This window comes from Lysobacter sp. P5_B9 (genome assembly GCF_054049835.1).
Genome location: NZ_JBFULP010000005.1, coordinates 214,658 through 240,861 on the forward strand (window position 1 = coordinate 214,658; position 26,204 = coordinate 240,861).

Here is a 26,204-nt window from a genome sequence, read left to right on the forward strand (position 1 = left end):
TCACTCGTGCTGCTAAACTGCGCGCTTTACGCGTTCATGGATTCAACCGATGCGCCGCAAGATCGTCGCCGGAAACTGGAAGCTGCACGGCGACCGCAAGTTCGCCTTCGAGTTGCTCGATGCCCTGGTTGCCGCAGGTGCGCCGGCCGGCGTCGAGCGCATCATCCTGCCGCCGCTGCCGTACCTGGGTGAGCTGGCCGAGCGCTACGAATCGAAAGGCCTGCAGTTCGGTGCGCAGGACGTCAGCGCCAACCTGAAGGGTGCTTACACCGGTGAGGTCGCGGCTGCGATGCTGCTCGACGTAGGTGCGCGCTACGGCCTGGTCGGTCATTCCGAACGTCGCCAGTACCATCACGAAAGCAGCGAGCTCGTGGCCCGCAAGTTCTTTGCGGCCAAGGCCGCCGGCCTTACGCCGATCCTGTGCATCGGCGAGACCCTCAGCGAGCGCGAGGACGGTCGGACCGAATGGCGCCTGCAGGAGCAGCTCGCCCCGGTGCTGAAGGAAGGCGCAGCTGCGCTCGACGGCGCGATCATCGCCTACGAGCCGGTCTGGGCGATCGGCACCGGCAAGACCGCCACGCAGGAACAGGCGCAGCAGGTTCACGCATTCATCCGTGGCGAAATCGCGCAATACGATGCTAGAATCGCTGGCTCGCTACCGATCCTGTACGGCGGCAGCGTGAAGGCCGATAATGCGGCCGCGCTGTTTTCGCAGCCGGACGTCGATGGTGGCCTGGTAGGCGGGGCCTCTCTGGTCGCTGCCGACTTTAACGCCATCGTTGCCGCGGCGGCCTGATTTCAACCGGTTTACTCAAGAGTTCCCCACGATGCTGTTGTTCCTCAACGTCATCTATGTGCTGATCGCGATCGCGATGATCGCGCTGATCCTCATGCAACGCGGCGCGGGTGCGCAGGCGGGCTCGGGGTTCGGTGCGGGTGCGTCGGGCACCGTGTTCGGTTCGCGCGGCGCCTCCAACTTCCTGTCGAAGTCGACGAAGTGGCTCGCCGTTGCTTTCTTCGTGATCAGCCTGTTCATGGCCTGGAATGCCGGCCACAGCAGTGGCGCAGGCGCCAAGGCAACGACCCAGGAAAAGGGTCTGATGTCGGAAGTGCCGGCGGCTCCGGCCTCGGGTGGCGCGACCGTTCCGGCGGCGCCCGCTTCGGTTCCGGCCGCTCCGGCCTCGACGCCGCCCGCATCGACGGCTCCCGCCGCTCCCGCAGGCAGTGCGCCCAGTGCGCCGCCGCCGGCGAATTCCGAGCCGGCCACGCAGCAACAGCCAGTTCCGGCACAGCCGTCCTCTGGCGGTTGATCGCAGCAAACGCGGTACCATAAGCATCTTTCCAGCCCGGCACGGACCGCCGGGTGCCGGTCGGCGCCGAAGTTTCGGCAACGACCGGAAGCGACCCGGTCTGCAGGTACGGGAAGCGGCCGGGAAGGCCAAAACGTTTCAGCCCAGGTGGCGGAATTGGTAGACGCACTACCTTGAGGTGGTAGCGACTTAGGTCGTGGGGGTTCGAGTCCCCCCTTGGGCACCAGTCTTCTGAAGGGGTTCGCACGGAAGTGCGGCCTCTTCGGTATGAGCCAACAACGGCACCCAGATGCCGAGCCAACGCCGCGGCAACGCGGCCATAGCCGAGAGAACGCGAGTGCTGGCCGAATACCTGCCGACCCTGCTGTTCCTGATCGTCGCCGGTGGCATCGGCGTCGCCCTGCTGGTAGTGGGCCGCGTGCTCGGCCCCCAGCGCCCTTCTGTCGAGAAGCTCTCGCCCTATGAGTGCGGCTTTGCTGCATTTGAGGACGCGCGCATGCAGTTCGACGTGCGCTACTACCTCATCGCCATCCTGTTCATCGTCTTCGACCTGGAAATCGCGTTCGTCTTTCCATGGGCGGTGGTGTTCCGTGAACTCGGGATCTTTGGCCTGGTCGAGATGGGCGTGTTCCTCGCCCTCCTGGTGATCGGTTTCGTCTACGTGTGGAAGAAGGGCGCGCTCGAATGGGAGTGATCCAGACTATTTCGGGCCTGATGCACAATCCGCTGCCGGAAGGGCGGCTGGACGACCTGCTGCTGCCCGAAGACCAGAACCCGGTGATGCAGCAGGGCTTCGTCACCACCAACCTCGACACGCTGTGGAACTGGGCACGTACCGGTTCGATGTGGCCGATGACCTTTGGTCTGGCCTGCTGCGCGGTCGAGATGATGCACGCCGGCGCAGCGCGCCTGGACCTCGACCGCTACGGCGTCGTGTTCCGACCGTCGCCGCGCCAGTCCGACGTGATGATCGTGGCCGGTACCCTGGTCAACAAGATGGCCCCGGCACTGCGCAAGGTCTATGACCAGATGCCCGACCCGAAGTGGGTGATCTCGATGGGCTCGTGCGCCAACGGCGGCGGTTACTACCACTACTCGTACGCCGTCGTGCGCGGCTGCGACCGCATCGTGCCGGTCGACATCTACGTGCCGGGTTGCCCGCCGACCGCCGAAGCACTGATCTACGGCATCCTGCAGTTGCAGAAGAAGATCCGCCGCGGCACCAACTTCGGCGACAACAAGCAGGGTGTGCGCTGACATGGTCGCGACCGCATCCGCACTTGCCGATCGCCTGCGTTCCCGCTTCGCGGACGCGATGGTTTCCGTTGCGGAACCACGCGGCGAAATCACGATCGACGTCGCCGCCGGCGCCTGGCTCGCCGCCGCGCTGGCACTGCGCGACGAGTTTGGTTTTGAACAGTGCGTCGACGTCAGTGGCGTCGACTACCTGAGCTACGGCAGCGACGAATGGGACACCGACGTGTCCTCCGAGGGGTTCTCCCGAGGCGTGGAAGGCAAGGGCGCGGGTCGTTTCGCCTGGGGCGAGTCGCCCAATGGCGCCGCCAATTCACCGGAGCGTCGCTTCGCCGCGGTCGCGCACCTGCTGTCCTACCAGCACAACCAGCGCCTGCGCCTGCGCACGTTCGCCGAGAACGACGACCTTCCGGTCGTGTCCTCGCTGACGTCGGTATGGCCGGGCACGAACTGGTTCGAGCGCGAAGCCTTCGATCTGTACGGCATCGTGTTCGAGGGCCATCCCGACCTGCGCCGCATCCTGACCGACTACGGTTTCGTCGGGTATCCGTTCCGCAAGGATTTCCCGCTGATCGGCAACGTCGAAGTCCGCTACGACGCCGAGAAGAAGCGCGTCGTCTACGAACCCGTGTCGATCGAGCCGCGCGTGCTCGTGCCGCGCGTGATCCGCGACGACGCGCGCTATGAAACCGCTGCGGGCGAGGCTGCCCAGCGTGGCGAGGTGAAGAAGTGAGCGCCGTGCCTTCGAATTCCAACGGCTCGGGCCTGCTGAATGCCGAGATCCGCAGCTACACGCTGAATTTCGGCCCGCAGCATCCGGCCGCGCACGGCGTGCTCCGCCTCATCCTCGAGATGGACGGCGAAGTAGTGCAGCGCGCCGATCCGCACATCGGCCTGCTCCATCGCGGCACCGAGAAGCTCGCCGAGTCCAAGCCGTTCAACCAGTCGATCGGCTACATGGATCGCCTGGACTACGTGTCGATGATGTGCAACGAGCACGCCTACGTGCGTGCGATCGAGACGTTGCTCGGCATCGAGGCGCCGGAGCGCGCGCAGTGGATCCGCACGATGTTCGACGAGATCACGCGCATCCTGAACCACCTGATGTGGGTGGGTTCGAATGCGCTCGATCTCGGTGCGATGGCCGTGTTCCTGTATGCGTTCCGCGAGCGCGAAGAGCTGATGGACTGCTACGAAGCGGTCTCCGGCGCGCGCATGCACGCAACCTACTACCGCCCGGGCGGCGTCTACCGCGACCTCCCCGAGCGCATGTCAAAGTACAAGGAATCGCCGTGGCGCAAGGGCCAGCAGCTCAAGCGCTTCAACGAATGGCGTGAAGGCTCGCTGCTGGACTACCTCGAGCGCTTCACCGAGGACTTCCCCAAGCGCGTCGACGAGTACGAGACGCTGCTGACCGACAACCGCATCTGGAAGCAGCGCACCGTCGGCATCGGCGTGGTTTCGCCGGAGCAGGCGATGGCGTGGGGCATGACGGGTCCGATGGTCCGCGGCTCCGGCCTTGCCTGGGACCTGCGCAAGAAGCAGCCGTACGCCAAGTACGCGGAAGTCGATTTCGACATTCCTGTCGGCGTCGCTGGCGATTGCTACGACCGCTACCTGGTCCGCGTCGCCGAGATGCGCCAGTCCAACCGCATCATCCAGCAGTGCGTGAAGTGGCTGAAGGCCAATCCTGGCCCCGTGATCGTCGACAACTTCAAGGTCGCGCCGCCCAGGCGCGAAGAGATGAAGGACGACATGGAAGCCTTGATCCATCACTTCAAGCTGTTCTCCGAGGGCTATTGCGTGCCGGCCGGCGAAACCTACGCCGCGGTGGAAGCGCCCAAGGGCGAGTTCGGCTGCTACCTGGTTTCCGACGGCGCCAACAAGCCGTTCCGTTGCAAGCTGCGTGCGCCGGGTTTTGCGCACCTTTCGTCGATGGACGAGATCGTCAGGGGTCACATGCTGGCCGACGTGGTGGCGATGATCGGTACCTACGACGTCGTGTTTGGTGAGATCGATCGATGAAGGCCACGGGCAATTTCGAAAACGCGCGCAACGTCGACCCGCTGGTGGCGCTCAGCGACAACACGCGTGCGCACATCGACCATTGGGTCGCCAAGTTCCCGGCGGACCGCAAGCGCTCTGCCGTCCTGCAGGGGCTGCATGCGGCGCAGGAACAGAATGGCGGTTGGCTGAGCGATGAACTCATCGCCGCCGTCGCCAAGTACCTCGATCTGCCGCCGGTATGGGCCTACGAAGTCGCCTCGTTCTATTCGATGTTCGAGACCGAGAAGGTCGGCCGCAACAACGTCGCCTTCTGCACCAACATCAGCTGCTGGCTCAACGGCGCCGAAGACCTCGTCCGCCACGCCGAGCAGAAGCTCGGCTGCAAGCTGGGTGAATCCACCGCCGATGGCCGCATCTACCTCAAGCGCGAGGAAGAGTGCGTCGCCGCCTGCTGTGGCGCGCCGGTGGTGGTGATCAACGGGCATTACCACGAGAAGCTCGACGCCAGGCGCGTCGAGGAACTCCTCGACGAGTTGAAGTGAGACCGCACGACATGGCACATCAAGACCATAGCCATTCAGAGCCGCACGGCCCGGTCGGTCCTGTCCCGCAGGAGCACAACGTCGTCTACACGACGCTGCACTTCGACAAGCCCTGGTCGTACGAGAACTACCTGAAGACGGGTGGCTACAGCGCCTGGCGCAAGATCCTCAGCGAGAAGATGGATCCTGCCGCCGTCATCGAGATGGTCAAGCAGTCCGGCCTGCGTGGCCGCGGCGGCGCGGGCTTTCCGACCGGTCTGAAGTGGAGCTTCATGCCCAAGGGTTCGGGCACGCAGAAGTACATCCTGTGCAATTCGGACGAGTCCGAGCCGGGCACCGCCAAGGACCGCGACATCCTGCGCTACAACCCGCATGCGGTGATCGAAGGCATGGCGATCGCGTGCTACGCGACCGGTTCGACCGTGGCGTACAACTACCTGCGCGGCGAGTTCCACCACGAGCCGTTCGAGCACCTCGAGGAAGCGCTCGCCGAGGCCTACAAGAATGGCTGGCTGGGCAAGGACATCCTCGGCTCCGGCGTGGACGTCGACATGTACAACGCGCTCGGCGCGGGCGCTTACATCTGCGGCGAAGAAACCGCGCTGATGGAATCGCTGGAAGGAAAGAAGGGCCAGCCGCGCTACAAGCCGCCGTTCCCGGCCAACTTCGGCCTGTACGGCAAGCCGACCACGATCAACAACACCGAGACCTATGCGTCGGTGCCGGCGATCATCCGCAACGGTGCGGACTGGTTCCTCAACCTGGGCAAGCCGAACAACGGTGGCCCGAAGATCTTCTCGGTATCGGGCCATGTCGCCCGTCCGGGCAATTACGAGATCCGCCTGGGCACGCCGTTCGCCGACCTGCTGCAACTGGCCGGTGGCATCCGCAACGGCCACAAGATCAAGGCGGTCATCCCCGGTGGCTCCTCGATGCCGGTGCTGCCGGGCGAGACCATGCTGGGTCTGACCATGGATTACGACTCGATCCAGAAGGCCGGTTCCGGGCTGGGCTCGGGCGCGGTGATCGTGATGGACGAAACCGCCTGCATGGTGCGCGCCTGCCAGCGCATCGCGCGCTTCTATTTCAAGGAAAGCTGTGGCCAGTGCACGCCGTGCCGGGAAGGTACTGGCTGGATGTACCGCATGCTGACACGCATCGTCGACAAGCAGGCCACTCTCGAGGACCTGCAGATGTTGCGCGCTGCGGCGGGCCAGATCGAAGGCCACACCATCTGCGCGTTTGGTGAAGCCGCCGCTTGGCCCGTGCAGGGCTTCCTGCGTCATTTCTGGGATGAGTTCGAGTACGCGATCGTGAACAAGCGTTTCCTGGTCGACGATCAGCGCGCCGGCACCGTCGTAGAGAAGGTGGCCGCATGAGTGCACAGCCCGTCAACCCGAACGTTCCGCCGGACCACGTCTCGATCGAGATCGATGGCGTGCCGATGACCGCGCCCAAGGGCTCGATGATCATCCAGGCCGCCGACAAGGCCGGCATCGCCATTCCGCGCTTCTGCTACCACGACAAGCTCGCCATCGCGGCCAACTGCCGCATGTGCCTGGTCGAAGTCGAGAAGATGCCCAAGCCGGCGCCGGCCTGCGCCACGCCGGTGATGGAAGGCATGAAGGTCGTCACGCGCAGCGAAAAGGCGTTGAAGTCGCAGCGCAACGTCATGGAGTTCCTGCTGATCAACCATCCGCTCGACTGCCCGATCTGCGACCAGGGCGGCGAGTGCGAACTGCAGGATCTGTCGCTGGGCTATGGCCGTTCGGTCAGCCGCTTCGCCGAGCGCAAGCGCGTGGTACCGGACGAGGACATCGGTCCGCTGGTCGCCACCGAGATGACCCGCTGCATCCAGTGCACGCGCTGCGTGCGCTTCACCGCGGACATCGCCGGCACCTACGAACTGGGCGGCATGTACCGTGGCGAGAACCTGCAGATCGGCACCTACGACGGCAAGCCGCTCACGACCGAGCTGTCCGGCAACGTCATCGACGTCTGCCCGGTGGGCGCGCTGACCAACAAGGTGTTCCAGTTCAAGGCGCGTCCGTGGGAACTGACCGCGCGCGAATCGCTGGGCTACCACGACGCGTTGGGCAGCAACCTGTTCCTGCACGTGCGTCGCGGCGAAGTGCTGCGAACGGTGCCCCGCGACAATGAAGCAGTCAACGAATGCTGGCTGTCGGATCGCGATCGCTATTCGCACCAGGGCCTGTACGCTGCCGATCGCGCCACCCGGCCGCTGATCAAGGAAGGCGCCGATTTCCGTGAAGCCTCGTGGGAAGAGGCGCTGGCCAAGGCCGCGCAGATCCTGCGCGACAACGGCGCCGACAACCTCGGCGTGCTGGTCCACCCGGCCACGTCGAACGAAGAGGGCGCACTGCTGGCCCGCCTCGCCGAAGCCCTGGGCACCGGCAACATCGACCACCGCATCTCGCAGCGCGATCTGTCCGACGCCGCCGTCGCCGAAACCTTCGGCATGCCGGTCGCCGATCTGAGCAATGCCGATGCGATCGTGATCGTCGGCAGCAACCTGCGCCATGAAGTCCCGCTGCTGCATGCCCGCGTGCGCAAGGCATGGACGCGTGGCGCCAAGGTGCATGTCGTCAATCCGGTCGACTTCGATTTCACCTTCAAGACCGCGAGCAGCCGCATCGTTGCCCCGTCGCAGATCGCCGCGGCGCTGGCCGACGCCGGCCTGCGCGATGCGCTGAAGGATGCGACGCGCGCCGTCGTCATCGTCGGCGGTGTCGCCGAGAGCAGCCCGTACGCAGCGGCCATCCGCAAGGCGGCGGCAGAATTCGCCGCGACGACCAACGCCCGCGTGTGCCGCATCCCGCAGGGCGCCAACGCCGTCGGTCTGTCGAAGCACGGCGTGCTGCCGCGCTCGCGCGATGCGCAGGCGATGCTGGTGCAGCCGCGTTCGGCATACGTGATCTATGGCATCGAACCGGGCCTGGATTTCGCCGACACCGCCGCAGCCAACAAGGCGCTGGCTTCGGCCCAGGTCGTCGCGTTCAGCCATTTCGCCTGCCGCTCCACGCGCGCGGTGGCCGACGTGATCCTGCCGATCGGAGCGCTGCCTGAAATCGAAGCGACCCTGACCAACCTGGAAGGCCTCGACCAGGCGACGGTTGCCGGCGGCAAGTTGCCGGGTGATGCACGCGCCGGCTGGCGCGTGCTGCGCGCCCTGGGCGGCGAACTCGCTGTCGCGGGTTTTGAATTCACCGACCTCGCCGGCCTGCGTGCCGACGTGCATCGCCAGGACATGCAGCCTGCCGCCGGGCAGGCGCCGGGTGTCACGGGCGAAGGCCTTGAGTTGGCCGTGAGCACCGCGATCTATCGCAGCGATGCCGTCGTGCGCCGCGCGGCCAGCCTGCAATCGCATCCGCTCAACGTCGAACCGCATGCCGCACTGCATCCGGCCGATGCGGATGCGCTCGGCTTCCGCGAAGGCGTGGTCGGCAAGTTCACCGCGGCAGCGGGCACCGCAACCTTGCCGGTGGTCATCAGCGACAAGGTTGCGCGCGGCACGGTGTGGATCGAAAGCGGCCACGGCGCCACCGCGCCGCTGGGTGCGGGCCGCGTGCAGGCGGGGAGGGCGTGATGTCAGACGGTATGTTTCAGGCTGTCGATACTTTCCGCGATTGGATGCTCGACTTCGGCGCCGGCGGCAACGTCGCCTGGATCGTGCTCAAGGTCCTGCTGATCGCCATGCCGGTGATCATCACGGTTGCGTTCTACGTGGTGTGGGAACGCAAGCTGATCGGCTGGATGCACGTGCGCCGCGGTCCGATGTACGTGGGCAAGGGCATCCTCCAGGCCTTCGCCGACGTGTTCAAGCTGTTGTTCAAGGAAGTCATCCAGCCGACGCGCGCGCAGCCGTTCCTGTTCAAGTTCGCGCCGCTGCTGGCGCTGGCGCCGGCGTTCGCCGCCTGGGCGGTGGTGCCGTTCGATGCCAAGCTCGTGCTGTCGAACGCCAATGCGGGCCTGCTGTACCTGCTCGCCATGACCTCGATGGGCGTGTACGGCATCATCCTCGCTGGTTGGGCCTCGAACTCGAAGTACGCCTTCCTCGGCGCCATGCGCGCCGCGGCGCAGATGGTCTCCTACGAGATCGCGATGGGCTTCGCCATGGTCGGCGTGCTGATCGCGGCGGGCAGCCTCAACCTCACCGACATCGTGATGGCGCAGGCGGGCGACGCTGGCGCGTTCGAGTGGTTCATGTGGCCGCTGCTGCCGTTGTTCGTGGTGTATTTCATCTCGGGCGTGGCCGAAACCAATCGCGCGCCGTTCGACGTGGTCGAAGGCGAGTCGGAAATCGTCGCCGGCCACATGGTCGAGTACTCGGGTTCGGCGTTCGCGCTGTTCTTCCTCGCCGAATACGCGAACATGATCCTGATCAGCTTCCTGGTCTCGATCTTCTTCGTTGGCGGCTGGCTCAGCCCGTTCCAGGGCCTTTACGACGGTGACGTGAATGGGCTGGTGAACTGGATCTGGAAGGGCGGCTGGCCGTGGCTTTTGATCAAGGTGTTCTTCTTCGCCAGTTGCTTCATCTGGTTCCGCGCATCGTTCCCGCGCTACCGCTTCGACCAGATCATGCGCCTGGGCTGGAAGGTGTTCATTCCGCTGACCATCGCGTGGATCTGCGTCACCGCGCTGTTGGCGTACTTCAACGTGTTCACGCCGGGGCAGTGAGAAAGGCATGACTCGCATCGTTTCCTACTTCAAGAGCCTTCTGCTCGTCGAGCTGCTGCAGGGACTCGGGCTGACGCTCAAGTACCTGTTCAAGCCGAAGTACACGCTGATGTACCCGATGGAGAAGACACCGCAGTCGCCGCGCTTCCGCGGCATCCATGCGCTGCGCCGTTACCCGAATGGGGAGGAGCGGTGCATCGCCTGCAAGTTGTGCGAGGCCGTGTGCCCCGCGCTGGCGATCACCATCGATTCGGAAAAGCGCGCGGACGGCACCCGCCGCACCACGCGCTACGACATCGATCTGTTCAAGTGCATCTTCTGCGGGTTCTGCGAGGAGTCCTGCCCGGTCGATTCGATCGTGGAGACGCACATCCACGAATATCACTTCGAGAAGCGCGGCCAGAACATCGTCACCAAGCCGCAGCTGTTGGCGATCGGCGACCGGCTCGAAGCCGAAATCGCCGAGCGTCGCGCTACCGACGCCGCGTTCCGCTGAGGTCGCCATGGATTTCGTGAAACTCGCATTCCTCGCCTTTGCCGCCATGGCCACCATGGCGGCGCTGGGCGTGATCACCGTCCGCAACCCGGTGCATTCCGCGCTGTGCCTGGTGCTGACTTTCTTCTCCGTCGCCTGCACCTGGATCATTTCCGGCGCCGAATTCCTCGGCATCGCGCTGGTCCTGGTCTATGTCGGCGCGGTGATGGTCCTGTTCCTGTTCGTGGTGATGATGCTGGACCTCGACGTCGCGCCATTGCGCGAAGGCTTCGTCCGGTACCTGCCGCTGGGACTCATCGTTGCCGTGGTCATGCTGGCGGAAATGCTGACCCTGATCGGCGTGAGGGCCGCGAGCGCCACGCCCTTCGCCGACAACGTCGCGGATGTCCCCAACACCACCTGGTTGGCGCGCGCGCTGTTCACGGATTTCATGCTGCCGTTTGAAGTGGCCGCGGTGATCCTGACGATCGCGGTGATCGCCGCCGTCATGCTCACCCTGCGTCGCCGGCCGGGTGCGCGGCACCAGAACCCTTCGGAGCAGGCCCGCGTCCGCGCGGCCGACCGCATCCGCATGGTCAAGATGGACGCCGTGAAGCCGCAAGCTCCGGCCACTGGCGAAGAGGTGCAGCCATGACTCTGCTCGGTGAAGGCGTCGCTTTGGGTCACTACCTTGCGCTCGGCGCCGCACTGTTCTGCATCAGCGTTGCGGGCATCGTGCTCAACCGCAAGAACGTGATCATCCTCCTGATGTCGATCGAGCTGATGCTGCTCGCCGTCAACATCAACTTCGTTGCATTTTCGCGCCAGTTCGGCGACCCGGCCGGGCAGGTGTTCGTGTTCTTCATCCTGACAGTGGCCGCGGCGGAAGCCGCGATCGGCTTGGCGATCCTGGTCACGCTGTTCCGCAATCGACGCACCATCAACGTCACCCAGATCGATTCGTTGAAGGGGTGAGTTGATGCGCTTGCGAGCCACTGGCTCGCGCATCGACGAACGCCCGGACAGGATGTCCGGGCAGGGCTAACCGAAAGCCCGTGAGGTTTCGCTACGGATGGCGGCAACAGATTGCAATAGTCGCGAAAACAAGAACGCTAACGATCCGCGCTTTACGGTTCGATCAACGGATAACAAATGGCAATCTCCAAAACCCATCTGCTGATCATCGTGCTCGCACCCCTGCTGGGTGCGATCCTCGCCGGGCTGTTCGGCCGTCGCATCGGCCGCGCCGGGGCGCATACCGTCACCATCGGCGGCGTCGCGATCAGTTGCGCGCTGTCGATGTACGTCCTCTGGCAACTGGTCGGGCAGGGTGCCGCGCCGTTCAACGAGAACGTCTACACCTGGTTCCAGGTCGGCGGGATAGACGCGCACGTCGGTTTCATGATCGACAAGCTGACCGCGATGATGATGGTCGTGGTGACCTTCGTTTCGCTGCTGGTGCATGTCTACACCATCGGCTACATGGAAGAAGACCCGGGCTACCAGCGCTTCTTCAGCTACATCTCGCTGTTCACGTTCTCGATGTTGATGCTCGTGATGAGCAACAACTTCCTGCAGCTGTTCTTCGGCTGGGAAGCGGTGGGCCTGGTCTCTTACCTGCTGATCGGCTTCTGGTTCAAGCGCCCGACGGCGGTGTTCGCCAATCTCAAGGCGTTCCTGGTCAACCGCGTGGGTGACTTCGGCTTCCTGCTCGGCATCGCTGGCGTACTGCTCTGGTTCGGCACCCTCGACTACGCCACGGTATTCGCGAAGACAGGTGATCCGGAGATCGCCTCGAAGCTCACGATCATCTGGTCGGGCGCGCTCGATGTATTTGGCAAGACCTGGGTATTGACCTCTCCCTGGGAGTGGTCCGTCATTACGCTGATCTGCATCTGCCTGTTCATCGGTGCCATGGGCAAGTCGGCCCAGGTGCCGCTGCATGTGTGGCTGCCCGACTCGATGGAAGGCCCGACCCCGATCTCCGCGCTGATCCACGCAGCGACGATGGTCACCGCCGGCATCTTCATGGTCGCGCGCATGTCGCCGCTGTTCCAGCTGAGCGAGACCGCGCTGAACTTCGTGCTGTTCATCGGCGCCACGACGGCATTCTGGACTGGCCTGATCGGCGTCGTGCAGAACGACATCAAGCGCGTGATCGCGTATTCGACGCTGTCGCAGCTGGGCTACATGACCGTCGCGCTCGGCGTCTCGGCATATTCGGCCGCGGTCTACCACCTGATGACCCATGCCTTCTTCAAGGCGCTGCTGTTCCTGGGTGCCGGCTCGGTGATCATCGGCATGCACCACGAGCAGGACATGCGCCGCATGGGTGGCCTGAAGAAGTACATGCCCATCACCTACATCACCATGCTGATCGGCACGCTGGCCCTGGTCGGCACGCCATTCTTCAGTGGCTTCTACTCGAAGGACACGATCATCGAGGCCGCGGCGGAGCATGCGCATGAAGCGCACAACTGGGTGGCGACCTACGGTTACTGGGCCGTGCTGCTGGGCGCCTTCGTGACTTCGTTCTACAGCTTCCGCCTGCTGTACATGACGTTCCACGGGAAGGAGCACTTCCATGACCCGGTGCCGGATCATTACGTGGCGCCGGAAGCGGATTCGACCGAACGGGAAGACGCGCTTGCGCATGAGCACGAGGCCCACGGCGACCACGACGATCATGGCCATGACGATCATGCGCATACGCCGCACGAATCGCCGTGGGTGGTGACGCTGCCGCTGGTCCTGCTGGCGATCCCGTCGATCCTGATCGGCTTCGTCACCGTCGGTCCGATGCTGTTCGGCACCGACATGCTCGGCCATGCCGAGCAGGCGCGGTTCTTCCTGGGGGCGATCGATGTTCCCCCGGCGCAGGATACGGTCGGCAAGGTGGCGGAAGAGTTCCACGGTCCGCTGGCCATGGCGCTGCATGGATTCCTCCAGTGGCCGTTCATCCTGGCCTTCTCCGGGTTCCTGCTGGCGACGGTGATGTACGTGTGGAAGCCAGAGTTGCCAGACAAGGCTCGCAGGTTCTTCGCATGGCCGGTGCGCGTGCTTGAAGAGAAGTACGGCATGGACACGCTGTGGATCAACGGCTTCGCCGGTGGCGGCGTCCTCGTCGGCAAGTTCTCGCGCTGGTTCGACACCAACGTGATCGACGGCGCCGTCAACGCCAGCGCCCGCATCACCGACCTCACTGCCCGCGTCGTCCGGCGCGGCCAAACCGGTTACCTCTACCACTACGCTTTCGCGATGATCGTCGGCCTGATCGCTTCGTTGGCCGTTCTCATCCGTTATTGGCGCTGATTAAGGACCTCGCAACGTGACTTCCTGGCCCTTGCTTAGCCTGCTGATCTGGCTGCCCATCATCGGCGGCTTCCTCACCCTCGCATTCGGCAACGAGCGCGCGAACTCTGCCCGCTGGTTCGGCCTCGCCGTCGCCGCGGTGACGTTGCTGGCCAGCGTCCTGCTGTTCACCGGCTTCGACCAGCCGAATCCCGGCATGCAGTTCGGCGAAGAGCATGCCTGGATCCCTGCCTACGACATCCGCTACAGCCTCGGCGTGGACGGCATCTCGGTCGCGCTGATCGGCCTGACCACGCTGACTTCGCTGCTGGTGCTGATTTCCGCATGGGGGTCGGTCGACAAGCGCGTCAGCCAGTACTACGCCTCGTTCCTGATCCTCGAAGGGCTGATGATCGGCGTGTTCTCCGCGCTCGACTCGATGCTGTTCTACGTTTTCTTCGAGGCCATGCTGATCCCGATGTTCCTGATCATCGGCGTCTGGGGCGGCCCGCGCCGCGTATACGCGGCGGTGAAGTTCTTCCTCTATACGTTCATCGGTTCGGTGTTCATGCTCGCCGCGCTGATCTACATGTACCTGAAGGGCGGTAGCTGGCAGATCGCGGACATGTATGCGTTGCAGCTGACGGCCCAGGAACAGATGTGGATCTTCTGGGGCTTCCTCGCCGCGTTCGCGGTCAAGGTGCCGATGTTCCCGGTCCACACATGGTTGCCGGATGCGCACGTGGAGGCACCGACCGCCGGCTCGGTGATCCTGGCCGCGATCATGCTCAAGATCGGTGGATACGGCTTCCTGCGCTTCACCCTGCCGATCGTGCCGGATGCCGGTACCGAGTGGGCGACGTTCGTGATCGCCCTGAGCCTGATCGCGGTGATCTATGTCGGCCTGGTCGCGCTGGTGCAGGACGACATGAAGAAGCTGATCGCGTACTCGTCGGTCTCGCACATGGGCTTCGTCACCCTGGGTACGTTCGTCGCCTTCGCGCTGGTGCGCGACTACGGCAACTACGATGCCGCGCGCCTCGGCCTGCAGGGCGCGATGGTGCAGATGATCAGCCACGGCTTCATCTCTGGCGCCATGTTCACCTGCGTTGGCGTCCTGTATGACCGGATGCACAGCCGCATGATCAAGGATTACGGCGGCGTGGTGAACGTGATGCCGTGGTTCGCGACGTTCTTCGTGCTGTTCGCGATGGCCAACTCGGGCCTGCCGGGCACGTCGGGTTTCGTCGGCGAGTTCATGGTGATCCTGTCGAGCTTCCAGAAGCACCCGTTGATCGCCTTCGCGGCGGCCACCACGCTTATCGTCGGCGCCGGTTACACGCTGTGGCTGGTGAAGCGCGTGATCTGGGGCGAGGTCGGCAACGCGCACGTAGCGGAGATGGAAGACATCAACTTCCGCGAAGCGATCGTGCTGGGCGTCTTCGCCGCCGGCGTGCTGGTACTGGGCATCTACCCCAAGCCGCTGATCGACCTGATGGAACCGTCGATCGCCAACCTGGCGACCCAGATCGCCACTTCCAAGCTGTAACGCGCGTCGCGCGACTGCCGCCAGAGATCCAGACATGCAGATGACCATGCCCACCGCCGCCGACCTGATGCCACTGCTGCCCGAGCTGGTGCTCGTCGGCGCGGCATTCGCCTGGCTGATGCTCGACCTGTTCCTGGATTCGCGCCAGCGCGTGATCACGCACGTGCTCTCGATCGCGACGCTGGTGGTGGTGATCGCCATGATCGCGGCCGGCGTGGGCGGGCCGGGCACGGTCCTCAATGGCATGTTCGTGCGCGATACCGCGGCCGACGTCATGAAGGTGGCGATCTGCGGCGTCAGTGCCTTCGCGCTGGTCTATGGCTGGCCGTACCTGCGCCAGCGCAACCTCTACCAGGGCGAGATTCCGGTGCTGATGCTGTTCGCGATCGCCGGAATGATGTTGCTGGTGTCGGCGGGCAGCCTGGTGATGGTGTATCTCGGCCTGGAAATGCTGGCGCTGTGCTCGTACGCCCTGGTCGCCGTCGACCGCGACAGCCCGATCGCCTCGGAAGCGGCCATCAAGTATTTCGTACTGGGTTCGCTCGCCTCGGGCCTGGTCCTGTACGGCCTGTCGCTGATCTATGGCGCGACCGGCTCGCTCGACCTCGCCACGATCGGTGCCGCGGCCGGCTCGACCCCGCAGACGACGCTGCTACTCACCGGCGTGGTCTTTGCCGTTGCCGGCATCGCCTTCAAGTTCGGTGCCGCGCCTTTCCACATGTGGCTGCCAGACGTCTATCACGGCGCACCGACCCCCATCACGCTGTTCATCGGCTCCGCGCCCAAGCTTGCCTATTTCGGCATGGTCTATCGCCTGCTGGTAACCGGTGCCGGTCCGCTGGATGACCGCTGGCGCCTGCTGCTGGCGGCGCTGGCCGTCGCTTCGCTCGTGATCGGTAATCTCAGCGCGCTCGTGCAGAGCAACTTCAAGCGCCTGCTGGCGTACTCGACGGTGTCGCACGTCGGCTTCCTGTTCCTCGGCCTTGCCGGCGGTGGACCGCAGGGCATGGCGGCGGCGCTTTTCTACGCGATCAGCTACGCGGTGATGTCGGCCGCTGCTTTCGGTGCGATCGTGGTACTGGCAGGGCGCGGTTTCGAGGCCGACAACATCGACGACTACCGCGGCCTGAACGCCCGCAGTCCGTGGCTGGCTGGCCTGATCCTGTGCGTCATGGCCTCGCTGGCCGGCATCCCGCCGTTCCTGGGCTTCTGGGCCAAGCTGGCTGTCCTGCGTGCGGCGTTCGAAGGCGGCATGTGGTGGCTGGCGCTGGTGGGCCTCGTCTTCGCGGTGATCGGTGCGTTCTATTACCTGCGCGTGGTCAAGGCGATGTACTTCGAGGAGCCGCAGGGGGAGCTGCATGCCCCCAACATGGACCGTCCGCTCCGCATCGTGTTTGGCGTCAATGCCCTGGCGCTGCTGGCGCTGGGTTTCGCCTGGAACCCGATCATGGCGTGGTGCAAGTACGCGTTCGGGGTCTGAAAAGCGCTGGTTTTCCAAGGGTTTTTGCGAAACCCAAACATTTGTTCAACTTTCGGCTTGCAAGGAATTTGGTAAGCCGTCATAATTCCGCTCCTGCTGCGGGGTGGAGCAGTCTGGCAGCTCGTCGGGCTCATAACCCGAAGGTCGTAGGTTCAAATCCTACCCCCGCTACCAGCTTCGGCTGGAGGAAGGCCTCTCAGGAGGCTTTTCTTTTTAGTCGCAAGGCTCGGGCTTTGCGGTGACGCCAGTAACGGGTCGCCGCACCGAAATCCAGTTGTAACGGACAAGGGGCCCGTCGGGCCCCTTGTTGTTTTTGCGTTTCCTGATTCTGCGTTTCCCGATCAGCTCCGCGCAAAGCACCACAGTTTCTTCGCACTCCTGCAAGTGGCCCGCCTGGCGGGACTTTCAACGGAAGACATGACGGACAAGGCCAACGAAATCGCTGCTTTACTGGGCCCGACGGTAACGTCGCTCGGCCTGGAACTGCTCGGCGCCGAATACCTGCCCTCACCGGGCGGCGCAATGCTGCGCCTGTACATCGACGTGCCGGCCGATGCGGTGGGCGCGGATGGCGAACCGCGTGCGGTGACCATCGAGGACTGCGAAGCCGTCAGTCGCGAGGTCTCCGCGCAGCTCGATGTCGAGGACCCGATCAGCAGCCACTACACGCTGGAAGTGTCTTCGCCCGGCATCGACCGCCCATTGTTCGGCGCCGCGCAATTCGCGCGATTCGCCGGGGAATCGGCCAAGGTCGCGCTGCGCCTGCCGCAGGACGGCCGCCGCCGCATGCAGGGCCGGATCGCGCGCGTCGAGGGCGAGAACATCACGTTCGACGTCGACGGCAACGAGTTCGTCGTGCGTGCGGACAACATCGAAAAGGCGCGCCTGGTTCCCGATTGGGCCGCGTTGGGCCTGAGCGCCGAAAAGACCAAGCCGGGCAAGGCCCCGGCAAAAGACAAGAAATCCAACCAAAAGCCGGCGGCGAAGAAGCCGTCTCGTGCGGAGTAAGCAAAGATGAGCAAGGAACTGTTGCTGGTCGTTGATGCGGTAGCCAATGAAAAGGGCGTGCCGCGTGAAGTGATTTTCGAGGCGATCGAGGCTGCGTTGGCCTCCGCCGCGAAGAAGCGCTATCACGACCAGGATGTGCTGGTGCGCGTTGCGATCGACTCGAAGGACGGCAGCTACGAAACCTTCCGCCGCTGGGAAGTCGTGGCCGATGACGTGGTCATGGAGTCGCCGGACCGCCAGATCCGCATGATGGATGCCATCGACGAAGCCGAAGGCGTCGAGATCGGCGACTACATCGAAGAGCAGATCGAGAACCCCGAGTTCGGCCGCATCGCCGCCCAGGCCGCCAAGCAGGTGATCGTGCAGCGCGTGCGCGAAGCCGAGCGCGCGCAGGTCGTGGACGCGTGGAAGGATCGCGTCGGCGAACTCGTGACCGGCATCGTCAAGCGCGCCGAGCGCGGCAATATCTACGTCGACCTCGGCGGCAATGCCGAGGCGATCATCCCCAAGGACAAGGGCATCCCGCGCGACGTGCTGCGCGCCGGCGACCGCGTCCGCGGCTACCTGTTCGATGTGCGCACCGAACCGCGTGGCCCGCAGCTGTTCATCAGCCGCGCCGCCCCGGAATTCATGATGGAACTGTTCAAGCTCGAAGTGCCGGAAGTCGGCCAGGGCCTGGTGTCCATCAAGGCCTGCGCCCGCGACCCGGGCGACCGCGCCAAGATCGCCGTGCAGGCGCACGACAACCGTACCGATCCGATCGGCGCCTGCATCGGCATGCGCGGTTCGCGCGTGCAGGCGGTGTCGAACGAGCTCAATGGCGAGCGCGTCGACATCGTGCTGTGGTCGGACAACCCGGCCCAGTTCGTCATCAACGCCATGGCGCCGGCGGAAGTGCAGTCCATCATCGTCGATGAAGAGAAGCACTCGATGGACCTCGCGGTCGCCGAAGACCGCCTGGCCCAGGCCATCGGCAAGGGCGGCCAGAACGTGCGCCTCGCCAGCCGCCTGTCGGGCTGGCAGCTCAACGTGATGACGCAGGACCAGGTCACGGCGAAGTCGGAAGCCGAACAGACGACCGCGCGCCAGCTGTTCATGGACAAGCTCGAAGTCGACGAGGAAATCGCCGGGATCCTGGTGTCGGAAGGCTTCAACACCGTCGAGGAAATCGCCTACGTCCCGGTCGGCGAGCTGCTCGCCGTCGAGGGCTTCGACGAGGACATCGTCGAGGAGCTGCGTTCGCGCGCCCGCGACGCACTGCTCAACGAAGCGCTTGCCGCCGAAGAGGAGCTCGACGAGCACCAGCCGTCGGCCGACCTGCTCGGGCTGGAAGGCATGGACGAGGAACTTGCGTACACGCTCGCCGCGCGCGGCGTGGTCACGCGGGACGACCTCGCCGACCTCGCCACCGACGAATTGACGGACATCGAAGGCGTCGACGAGGACCGTGCCAAGGCGCTGATCATGGAAGCGCGCAAGCACTGGTTCGAGTAACCCAGGGATGACCGGGACGGCCCGCTAACGGCCCTCCGGAAGCCACAAGTTAGAATCGCTCCATCATGTGCGGGACACGTCCCGCGCCACGAGGACACGGAACCGAATGTCGCAGCAAACCACCATCCGCAAGCTCGCTGAACTGGTGAATACACCGGTCGAGAAGTTGCTGGAGCAGCTGGCCGAGGCCGGCATGAGCTTCAGCGGCCCCGATCAGGTCGTGACCAGCATCGAGAAGGTCAAGCTGCTTGGCTTCCTGAAGCGGTCGCACGGCAAGGCGGACAACGCCGACACCAGCGAAGCGCCCAAGAAGATCACGCTGAACCGCAGCCGCAAGGAAGAACTCACCGTCGGCGGCGGCAAGAACAAGGCCACGGTCGATGTGGTCGTGCGCAAGAAGGTCACGCTGGTCAAGCCGACCGCCGAGCAGGCGGGAGCGGGCGGGCCGGTGACCGATGAGCGTGCCGAGATCCTGCGCAAGCTGGAGGAATCCAGGCAGCGCAATACCGCCGAGCAGCAGAAGCTGGCCGAAGTCGACAAGCGTCGCGCCGAGGAAGCCGAGCGCGCCCGCCTCGAAGCCGAGGAGGCCGCACGCCTCAAGGCCGAGGAAGCCCGCGCCGCCGCGGCAGCAGCGGTCCCCGAAGAGGAGACCCCGCGCAAGCCGGCGACCAGCCACGGTCATGGCCACCCCAAGCATCCCGCTCCGGCCGTCGCGCCACGCGTCGACGACCGCAATGCGCCCAAGCACAAGACCCGCGGCTCGCACGCGATGGTTGCGGGCGTGGAAGACGACGATGCCGCCAGCCGCTTTGCCGGCCAGCTGCACCTGAGTGCGCAGGAACGCGCGCGTCGCACGACCGGCGCCCGCGGCAAGCCCAAGCCGCGCCGTCAGCTGGAACAGGCCCGTTCCGGCGGTGGTGCGCATGGCTTCTCGCGGCCCACCGCGCCGGTCATCCGTGAAATCGCCATCGGCGAAACCATCACCGTGGCCGACCTGGCGCAGAAGCTCGCGCTGAAGGGCGGCGACGTGGTGAAGGCGCTGTTCAAGATGGGCGTGATGGCCACCATCACCCAGAGCATCGACCACGACACCGCCGCACTGGTGACCGAAGAACTCGGCCATACCGTGGTCAAGGCCAGCGAGAACACCGCCGAAGACGCACTCCTGGCGCACGTCGAGGAAACGCAGGGCGACAAGGTCACGCGTCCGCCGGTGGTCACCATCATGGGCCACGTCGACCACGGCAAGACCTCGCTGCTCGACTACATCCGCCGCACCAAGGTCGCCTCCGGCGAGGCCGGTGGCATCACCCAGCACATCGGCGCTTACCACGTCGAGACGCCGAAGGGCGTCGTCAGCTTCCTCGATACCCCGGGCCACGCGGCGTTCACGCAGATGCGTGCGCGCGGCGCAAAACTCACCGACATCGTGGTGCTGGTCGTGGCCGCCGACGACGGCGTGATGCCGCAGACGCGCGAAGCCGTGCAGCACGCGAAGGCGGCGAAGGTGCCGCTGATCGTCGCCATCAACAAGATCGACAAGTCGGATGCCGACCCGCTGCGCGTCAAGAACGAGCTGCTGGCCGAGCAGGTCGTGGCCGAAGACTTCGGTGGCGACACGCAGATGGTCGAACTCTCCGCCAAGACCGGCGCTGGCGTCGACGATCTGCTCGACTCGATCCTGCTGCAGGCCGAAGTGCTCGACCTGCAGGCCGTGCCGACCGGCCGCGCCACCGGCGTGGTGATCGAATCCTCGCTCGACAAGGGCCGCGGCCCGGTTGCGACGGTGCTCGTGCAGCAGGGCGAACTCAAGAAGGGCGACTACCTCGTGTGCGGCGTGCAGTACGGCCGCGTGCGCGCGCTGTTCGACGAAACCGGCTCGCAGGTCGAAAAGGCCGGTCCGTCGATCCCGGTGCAGGTGCTCGGCCTGTCGGGCGTGCCCGATTCCGGCGACGACTTCGTCGTGGTCGAGGACGAACGCCTGGCCAAGGATGTCGCGCAGCAGCGCGACACCAAGCGCCGCGAATCGCGCCTCGTCGCGCAGGCGGGCAACCGCATGGAAGACATCATGGCCCAGATGGGCGAGGGTGCCGGCCAGCAGACGCTCAACCTCGTGGTCAAGGCCGACGTGCATGGTTCGGTGCAGGCGCTCCGCGAGGCCCTGACCGGCCTGTCCAACGACCTGATCCGCATCAACGTGATCGGCGGCGGCGTCGGTGGCATCACCGAATCCGACGCGACGCTTGCCGCTACGTCGAAGGCCACGGTCATCGGCTTCAACGTCCGTGCCGACGCTTCGGCCCGCAAGGTGATCGAAGGCAACGGCGTCGACCTGCGTTACTTCTCGATCATCTATGACGTGATCGACCAGGTGAAGCAGATCGCTTCCGGTGTCCTGGGCAAGGAAATCCGCGAAGAGATCATCGGCACCGCCGAGGTCCGCGACGTGTTCCGCAGCTCCAAGTTCGGCGCGGTCGCCGGCTGCATGGTGGTCGAGGGCGTGGTCAAGCGCCACAAGCCGATCCGCGTGCTGCGCGACAACACCGTCGTCTTCGAGGGCGAGCTGGAATCGCTGCGCCGCTTCAAGGAGAACGTCGACGAAGTGCGCAACGGCACCGAATGCGGTATCGGCGTCAAGGCGTACAACGACGTCAAGCCGGGCGACCAGATCGAATGCTTCGAGCGCATCGAGGTCCAGCGCACGCTGTAAGGTGCCGACGCCATGCCGACCAAGTCGTTCCATCGTACCGATCGCGTTTCCGCCCAGCTCCGCCGTGAGCTGGGCACGATCGTGCACACGGCCGTGCGCGAGCACGGCCTGCCGTCGATCAGCGTCTCCGACGTGGAAGTCACCCGCGACCTGGCCCACGCCAAGGTGTTCGTGACCGCGCTGCAGCCCGAGCGTTCGCAGGAAGCGATGAAGGCGTTGAAGGCCATCGCGCCCGAACTGCGGTACGCATTGGGCCGCTCGATGAAGCTGCGCCATGTGCCCGAACTGCATTTCCATTACGACGATTCCGTCGATCGCGGCGAGCGCATCGACAACCTGCTGCGGGACAATCCGCCCACCTCCGACGACAGCGACGCCGGGTAGGGCGCAGCGTGGGCCACGGCCCACCGACGTTTCGACGCAACCATTGGCGGGCCCGGGTCCGTCCACCATCTCCCGATGAGCAAGAAGCCCCGCACGCCCGCCGTCAAAAGGCCCGCCGTCAAAAGGCCCGCCGTCAAAAGGATGTTCCGCAAGCTCGACGGCATCCTGCTGCTGGACAAGCCGCAGGGGCTCAGCTCCAACCAGGCGCTGCAGCGCGTCCGCCACCTGTTCCGCGCCGAGAAGGCCGGACATACCGGCAGCCTCGATCCGCTCGCCACCGGCCTGCTGCCGGTCTGCTTCGGCGAAGCCACCAAGATCGCCGGCCTGCTGCTGGGATCGCGCAAGGCCTACGAAACCACGGCCGAACTCGGCCTGACCACCGACAGCGACGACGCCGACGGCGCACCGCTGTTGCAGCGCGACGTGCCTGAACTCGACGATGCACGCATCGAAGCCGCACTCGCGCCCCTGCGCGGCCCGATCCGTCAGCGCGCCCCGATCTTTTCCGCACTGAAGCAGGGCGGCGAGCCGCTGTACGCCAAGGCACGCCGCGGCGAGACGATCGAAGCGCCCGAGCGCGACGTCGTCGTTCATGACCTCCGGTTGCTCAGCCGCGACCGCAACCGCCTGTGCCTGCAGGTGGAATGCGGCTCCGGTACCTACGTCCGCAGCCTCGTCCGTGACCTGGGCGAACACCTGGGCTGTGGCGCCCACGTCGCCACGTTGCGGCGGCAGTGGGTCGATCCATTCACGGCCCCGCGCATGTACCGCCTCGAGGAACTGCAGGCGCTGGCCGAAGGACAGGGGGAAACGGCCCTCGACGCCTGCCTGCTGCCGATCGAAACCGGCCTGGCCGGCTTCCCTCGGGTCGTGGTCGATGCCGCACAGGCGCACCGCCTGGGGCAGGGGCAGCGGCTGCGCCTGGATGGCGTCACACCTGCCGAGCTGGTCGCGATCCATGACGAGACAGGCCGCATCCTGGGCCTGGGTGAAATCGATTCCGACCTGATCCTGCGCCCCGGCCGCCTGTTCACCTGGACCACCGAGGCGGCAGCCGGCGGTCGTCAGGCGTAGACAGGGCGGTAGTGGCTGGGCTCGCCGGCTGCCTCGGTTCCCCACGCGCTGCGGCGCGTTGGACGTTGTCATTGCCCGGGTTCCCCGCGGCGCGCTACAATCCGCAGGCTTTTCAAGGACTTTGGAAAGCATCTCCCAAGCAAGCGGCGGACCAGGCGGTGCGTCGGCATTTCCAATGCCGAATCGCGTTCTGCAGGCCTCGCATCTACAAGGCAAATAAACGATGTCCATCGACACCAGCAAGATCATTGAAGAACACAAGCGCGGCACGGGCGATACCGGCTCCCCGGAAGTCCAGGTCGCCCTCCTGACCGCCCGCATCGAGCAGCTCACCGGCCATTTCAAGGTGCACAAGCAGGATCACCACAGCCGTCGTGGCCTGCTGCAGATGGTGAACCGCCGTCGCAGCCTGCTTGACTACCTCAAGCGCAAGGACAACGAGCGCTACAAGGCCCTGATCGAGAAGCTCGGTCTGCGCCGATAAACGAAACACCAACCGCGGCGCAGCGATGCGCCGCGGTTTTTTTTGCAGGTCGCCGCGCCGCGGTCGAAATGAAGTTGCGGAACACTCGAAGCCGCGCCGCGATCGAAATGAAGTTGTGGAAGATTCAAAGCCGCCGCAGCGGCTGATGATGGTGAACTACCCGGCTTTAACCGCCTAAGGCGTAAACAGTCGCCGCTGTCGTAAGCGACGAACCCAGACACTGGCTGCACACAGCCAAACCGCACGGGCAGGGGCCCGGACGGAACGAATCAGAAAACAGGAATATTCAACGTGGCAAAAATTACCAAGACCTTCCAGTACGGCAATCAGACCTACACCCTCGAAACCGGCGAGATCGCCCGCCAGGCCGGCGGCGCCGTCATGGTTTCCGTCGATGGCACCGTGTTGCTGGTCGCCGCCGTCGCCGCCAAGTCGGCGCGTGAAGGCCAGGACTTCTTCCCGCTCACCGTCGACTACCAGGAAAAGTTCTACGCCGGTGGCCGCATCCCGGGTGGCTTCTTCAAGCGCGAAGGCCGTGCGACCGAGAAGGAAACGCTGATCTCGCGCCTGATCGACCGCCCGATCCGTCCTCTCTTCCCGGAGGACTACAAGAACGAAGTCCAGATCATCGCGACGGTCATGTCGCTGAACCCGGAAGTCGACGGTGACATCCCTGCCCTGATTGGCGCGTCCGCCGCGCTCGCGCTGGCTGGCACCCCGTTCCAGGGCCCAATCGGCGCCGCCAAGGTCGGTTACAAGAACGGCCAGTACCTGCTGAACCCGACCGCCACCGAGCTGGCTGATTCCGAGCTCGAGCTGGTTGTCGCCGGCACCTCCAACGCCGTGCTGATGGTCGAATCCGAAGCGAAGATGCTTTCGGAAGACGTGATGCTCGGCGCGGTGATGTTCGGCCATCGCGAGATGCAGAAGGTCATCAACATCATCAACGAGCTCGTCGTCGAAGCCGGCACCAAGCCGTCGACGTGGACCGCTCCGGAAAAGAACACCGGCATGATCGGCGCGCTGAAGGAAGCCGTCGGCGGCCAGCTCGCCCAGGCCTTCCAGGTCCGCGACAAGCTGCAGCGTCGCGACGCCATCTCGGCGATCAAGAAGGACGTGATGGCCGGATTGGCCGGTCGTGCCGAATCCGAAGGCTGGAATTCGGGCGAGATGTCGAAGGAATTCGGCGAGCTCGAGTACCAGACCATGCGCGGCTCGGTGCTCGACACCAAGGTCCGCATCGATGGCCGCGCGCTCGACACCGTGCGCCCGATCGCTTCGAAGGTCAGCGTGCTGCCGCGTACCCACGGCTCCTCGCTGTTCACCCGCGGCGAGACCCAGGCGATCGTCGTGGCGACGCTGGGCACCGCGCGCGACGGCCAGATCATCGACGCCGTCTCGGGCGAGTACAAGGAACACTTCCTGTTCCATTACAACTTCCCGCCCTACTCGGTCGGCGAGTGCGGCCGCATGATGGGCCCGAAGCGTCGCGAGATCGGCCACGGCCGCCTTGCCAAGCGCGGCGTGCTGGCAGTGATGCCGTCGATGGAAGAATTCCCGTACACCATCCGCATCGTCTCGGAGATCACCGAGTCGAACGGCTCCTCGTCGATGGCCTCGGTCTGCGGTTCCTCGCTGGCGCTGATGGACGCGGGCGTGCCGATCAAGGCACCGGTCGCCGGCATCGCCATGGGCCTGGTGAAGGAAGAAGACCGCTTCGTCGTGCTGTCCGACATCCTGGGTGACGAAGACCACCTGGGCGACATGGACTTCAAGGTCGCCGGCACCGCCGAGGGCGTGACCGCCCTGCAGATGGACATCAAGATCCAGGGCATCACCGAAGAGATCATGAAGACCGCACTGGCCCAGGCCAAGGCCGGTCGCCTGCACATCCTCGGCGAGATGGCGCATGCCCTCACCACGCCGCGCAGCGAGCTTAGCGAGTTCGCCCCGCGCCTGCTGACGATGAAGATCCACCCGGACAAGATCCGCGAAGTGATCGGCAAGGGTGGTTCGACCATCCAGGCCATCACCAAGGAAACCGGCACCCAGATCGACATCCAGGACGACGGCACGATCGTCATCGCCTCGGTCAATGCCGCCGCTGCCCAGGCCGCTAAGGCCCGCATCGAGCAGATCACCTCGGACGTCGAGCCGGGCCGCATCTACGAAGGCAAGGTCGCCAAGATCATGGACTTCGGTGCGTTCGTCACCATCCTGCCGGGCAAGGACGGTCTCGTTCACGTCTCGCAGATCTCCAGCGAGCGCGTCGAGAAGGTCTCCGACAAGCTCAAGGAAGGCGATGTGGTCAAGGTCAAGGTGCTGGAAGTCGACAAGCAGGGCCGCATCCGCCTGTCGATCAAGGCCGTGGAAGAAGGCGAGGGCGTGACGGCCGAGTAAGCCGTCGCGTTCCGTGCGCCACTGAAAAAGCGGGCTTCGGCCCG

Annotated in this window: 23 protein-coding genes and 2 tRNA genes; all 25 read left to right on the plus strand. The window is 65.0% G+C overall.

Annotated features, from left to right (window positions below; translation table 11 throughout):
* Positions 1-49 precede the first annotated feature (49 nt).
* Complete coding sequence (gene tpiA, locus ACXJJ9_RS12010; RefSeq protein WP_457097382.1) at positions 50-796, plus strand: triose-phosphate isomerase; 747 nt, start codon at positions 50-52, stop codon at positions 794-796.
* 31 nt (positions 797-827) lie between these two features.
* Positions 828-1,310: a preprotein translocase subunit SecG gene (gene secG / locus ACXJJ9_RS12015; RefSeq protein WP_457097383.1), complete on the plus strand. Its 483-nt coding sequence runs from the start codon at positions 828-830 to the stop codon at positions 1,308-1,310.
* 141 nt (positions 1,311-1,451) lie between these two features.
* Positions 1,452-1,536: transfer RNA gene (locus ACXJJ9_RS12020), tRNA-Leu, on the plus strand.
* A gap of 111 nt (positions 1,537-1,647) precedes the next feature.
* A complete protein-coding gene (locus ACXJJ9_RS12025; RefSeq protein WP_457097503.1) occupies positions 1,648-2,004 on the plus strand; it encodes an NADH-quinone oxidoreductase subunit A in 357 nt (118 codons plus the stop codon).
* A complete protein-coding gene (locus ACXJJ9_RS12030; protein WP_310053230.1) occupies positions 1,995-2,567 on the plus strand; it encodes a NuoB/complex I 20 kDa subunit family protein in 573 nt (190 codons plus the stop codon). The genes ACXJJ9_RS12025 and ACXJJ9_RS12030 overlap by 10 nt, the downstream gene beginning before the upstream one ends.
* A gap of 1 nt (position 2,568) precedes the next feature.
* Entirely contained in the window at positions 2,569-3,297 is a 729-nt protein-coding gene (locus ACXJJ9_RS12035; protein ID WP_457097384.1) for an NADH-quinone oxidoreductase subunit C, read from the plus strand.
* Positions 3,294-4,589, plus strand: a complete 1,296-nt coding sequence (locus ACXJJ9_RS12040) for an NADH-quinone oxidoreductase subunit D (RefSeq protein ID WP_457097385.1) — start codon at positions 3,294-3,296, stop codon at positions 4,587-4,589. The genes ACXJJ9_RS12035 and ACXJJ9_RS12040 overlap by 4 nt, the downstream gene beginning before the upstream one ends.
* Positions 4,586-5,113 (plus strand): NADH-quinone oxidoreductase subunit NuoE, encoded by a 528-nt coding sequence (gene nuoE, locus ACXJJ9_RS12045; RefSeq protein WP_457097386.1) that lies wholly within the window; start codon positions 4,586-4,588, stop codon positions 5,111-5,113. The genes ACXJJ9_RS12040 and nuoE overlap by 4 nt, the downstream gene beginning before the upstream one ends.
* Positions 5,114-5,124: 11 nt before the next feature.
* On the plus strand, positions 5,125-6,492 hold the full coding sequence (gene nuoF / locus ACXJJ9_RS12050) for an NADH-quinone oxidoreductase subunit NuoF (protein ID WP_457097387.1): 1,368 nt from the start codon (positions 5,125-5,127) through the stop codon (positions 6,490-6,492).
* A complete protein-coding gene (gene nuoG, locus ACXJJ9_RS12055; protein ID WP_457097388.1) occupies positions 6,489-8,720 on the plus strand; it encodes an NADH-quinone oxidoreductase subunit NuoG in 2,232 nt (743 codons plus the stop codon). Before nuoF ends, nuoG begins: the two co-directional genes overlap by 4 nt.
* The gene (gene nuoH / locus ACXJJ9_RS12060) at positions 8,720-9,811 is read left to right on the plus strand and encodes an NADH-quinone oxidoreductase subunit NuoH (protein WP_457097389.1); all 1,092 of its coding nucleotides are present in this window, start codon (positions 8,720-8,722) and stop codon (positions 9,809-9,811) included. Before nuoG ends, nuoH begins: the two co-directional genes overlap by 1 nt.
* Before the next feature lie 7 nt (positions 9,812-9,818).
* On the plus strand, positions 9,819-10,307 hold the full coding sequence (gene nuoI, locus ACXJJ9_RS12065) for a NuoI/complex I 23 kDa subunit family protein (protein WP_457097390.1): 489 nt from the start codon (positions 9,819-9,821) through the stop codon (positions 10,305-10,307).
* A gap of 7 nt (positions 10,308-10,314) precedes the next feature.
* Positions 10,315-10,941: an NADH-quinone oxidoreductase subunit J gene (locus ACXJJ9_RS12070; RefSeq protein WP_457097391.1), complete on the plus strand. Its 627-nt coding sequence runs from the start codon at positions 10,315-10,317 to the stop codon at positions 10,939-10,941.
* The gene (nuoK, locus tag ACXJJ9_RS12075; RefSeq protein ID WP_310053218.1) at positions 10,938-11,261 is read left to right on the plus strand and encodes an NADH-quinone oxidoreductase subunit NuoK; all 324 of its coding nucleotides are present in this window, start codon (positions 10,938-10,940) and stop codon (positions 11,259-11,261) included. The genes ACXJJ9_RS12070 and nuoK overlap by 4 nt, the downstream gene beginning before the upstream one ends.
* 177 nt (positions 11,262-11,438) lie before the next feature.
* Positions 11,439-13,598: an NADH-quinone oxidoreductase subunit L gene (gene nuoL / locus ACXJJ9_RS12080; RefSeq protein ID WP_457097392.1), complete on the plus strand. Its 2,160-nt coding sequence runs from the start codon at positions 11,439-11,441 to the stop codon at positions 13,596-13,598.
* Positions 13,599-13,614: 16 nt separating this feature from the next.
* A complete protein-coding gene (locus ACXJJ9_RS12085; protein WP_457097393.1) occupies positions 13,615-15,126 on the plus strand; it encodes an NADH-quinone oxidoreductase subunit M in 1,512 nt (503 codons plus the stop codon).
* 34 nt (positions 15,127-15,160) lie between these two features.
* Positions 15,161-16,606, plus strand: coding sequence for an NADH-quinone oxidoreductase subunit NuoN (gene nuoN / locus ACXJJ9_RS12090; protein WP_457097394.1), 1,446 nt, complete (start codon positions 15,161-15,163; stop codon positions 16,604-16,606).
* A gap of 97 nt (positions 16,607-16,703) precedes the next feature.
* Positions 16,704-16,780: transfer RNA gene (locus tag ACXJJ9_RS12095), tRNA-Met, on the plus strand.
* A gap of 243 nt (positions 16,781-17,023) precedes the next feature.
* The gene (gene rimP / locus ACXJJ9_RS12100; RefSeq protein ID WP_457097395.1) at positions 17,024-17,614 is read left to right on the plus strand and encodes a ribosome maturation factor RimP; all 591 of its coding nucleotides are present in this window, start codon (positions 17,024-17,026) and stop codon (positions 17,612-17,614) included.
* A 6-nt stretch (positions 17,615-17,620) separates the two neighbouring features.
* Entirely contained in the window at positions 17,621-19,108 is a 1,488-nt protein-coding gene (gene nusA / locus ACXJJ9_RS12105; RefSeq protein WP_457097396.1) for a transcription termination factor NusA, read from the plus strand.
* Positions 19,109-19,214: 106 nt separating this feature from the next.
* Complete coding sequence (gene infB / locus ACXJJ9_RS12110) at positions 19,215-21,818, plus strand: translation initiation factor IF-2 (protein ID WP_457097397.1); 2,604 nt, start codon at positions 19,215-19,217, stop codon at positions 21,816-21,818.
* A gap of 12 nt (positions 21,819-21,830) precedes the next feature.
* Positions 21,831-22,202 carry a 30S ribosome-binding factor RbfA gene (gene rbfA / locus ACXJJ9_RS12115; protein WP_457097398.1) on the plus strand — a complete coding sequence of 124 codons (372 nt, stop codon included), beginning with the start codon at positions 21,831-21,833 and terminating at the stop codon, positions 22,200-22,202.
* A gap of 141 nt (positions 22,203-22,343) precedes the next feature.
* Positions 22,344-23,276, plus strand: a complete 933-nt coding sequence (truB, locus tag ACXJJ9_RS12120; protein ID WP_457097504.1) for a tRNA pseudouridine(55) synthase TruB — start codon at positions 22,344-22,346, stop codon at positions 23,274-23,276.
* Between the two features lie 223 nt (positions 23,277-23,499).
* Positions 23,500-23,760 carry a 30S ribosomal protein S15 gene (rpsO, locus tag ACXJJ9_RS12125; RefSeq protein ID WP_310053205.1) on the plus strand — a complete coding sequence of 87 codons (261 nt, stop codon included), beginning with the start codon at positions 23,500-23,502 and terminating at the stop codon, positions 23,758-23,760.
* 291 nt (positions 23,761-24,051) lie between these two features.
* Complete coding sequence (gene pnp / locus ACXJJ9_RS12130; protein WP_457097399.1) at positions 24,052-26,160, plus strand: polyribonucleotide nucleotidyltransferase; 2,109 nt, start codon at positions 24,052-24,054, stop codon at positions 26,158-26,160.
* The last annotated feature ends 44 nt before the right edge of the window (positions 26,161-26,204 follow it).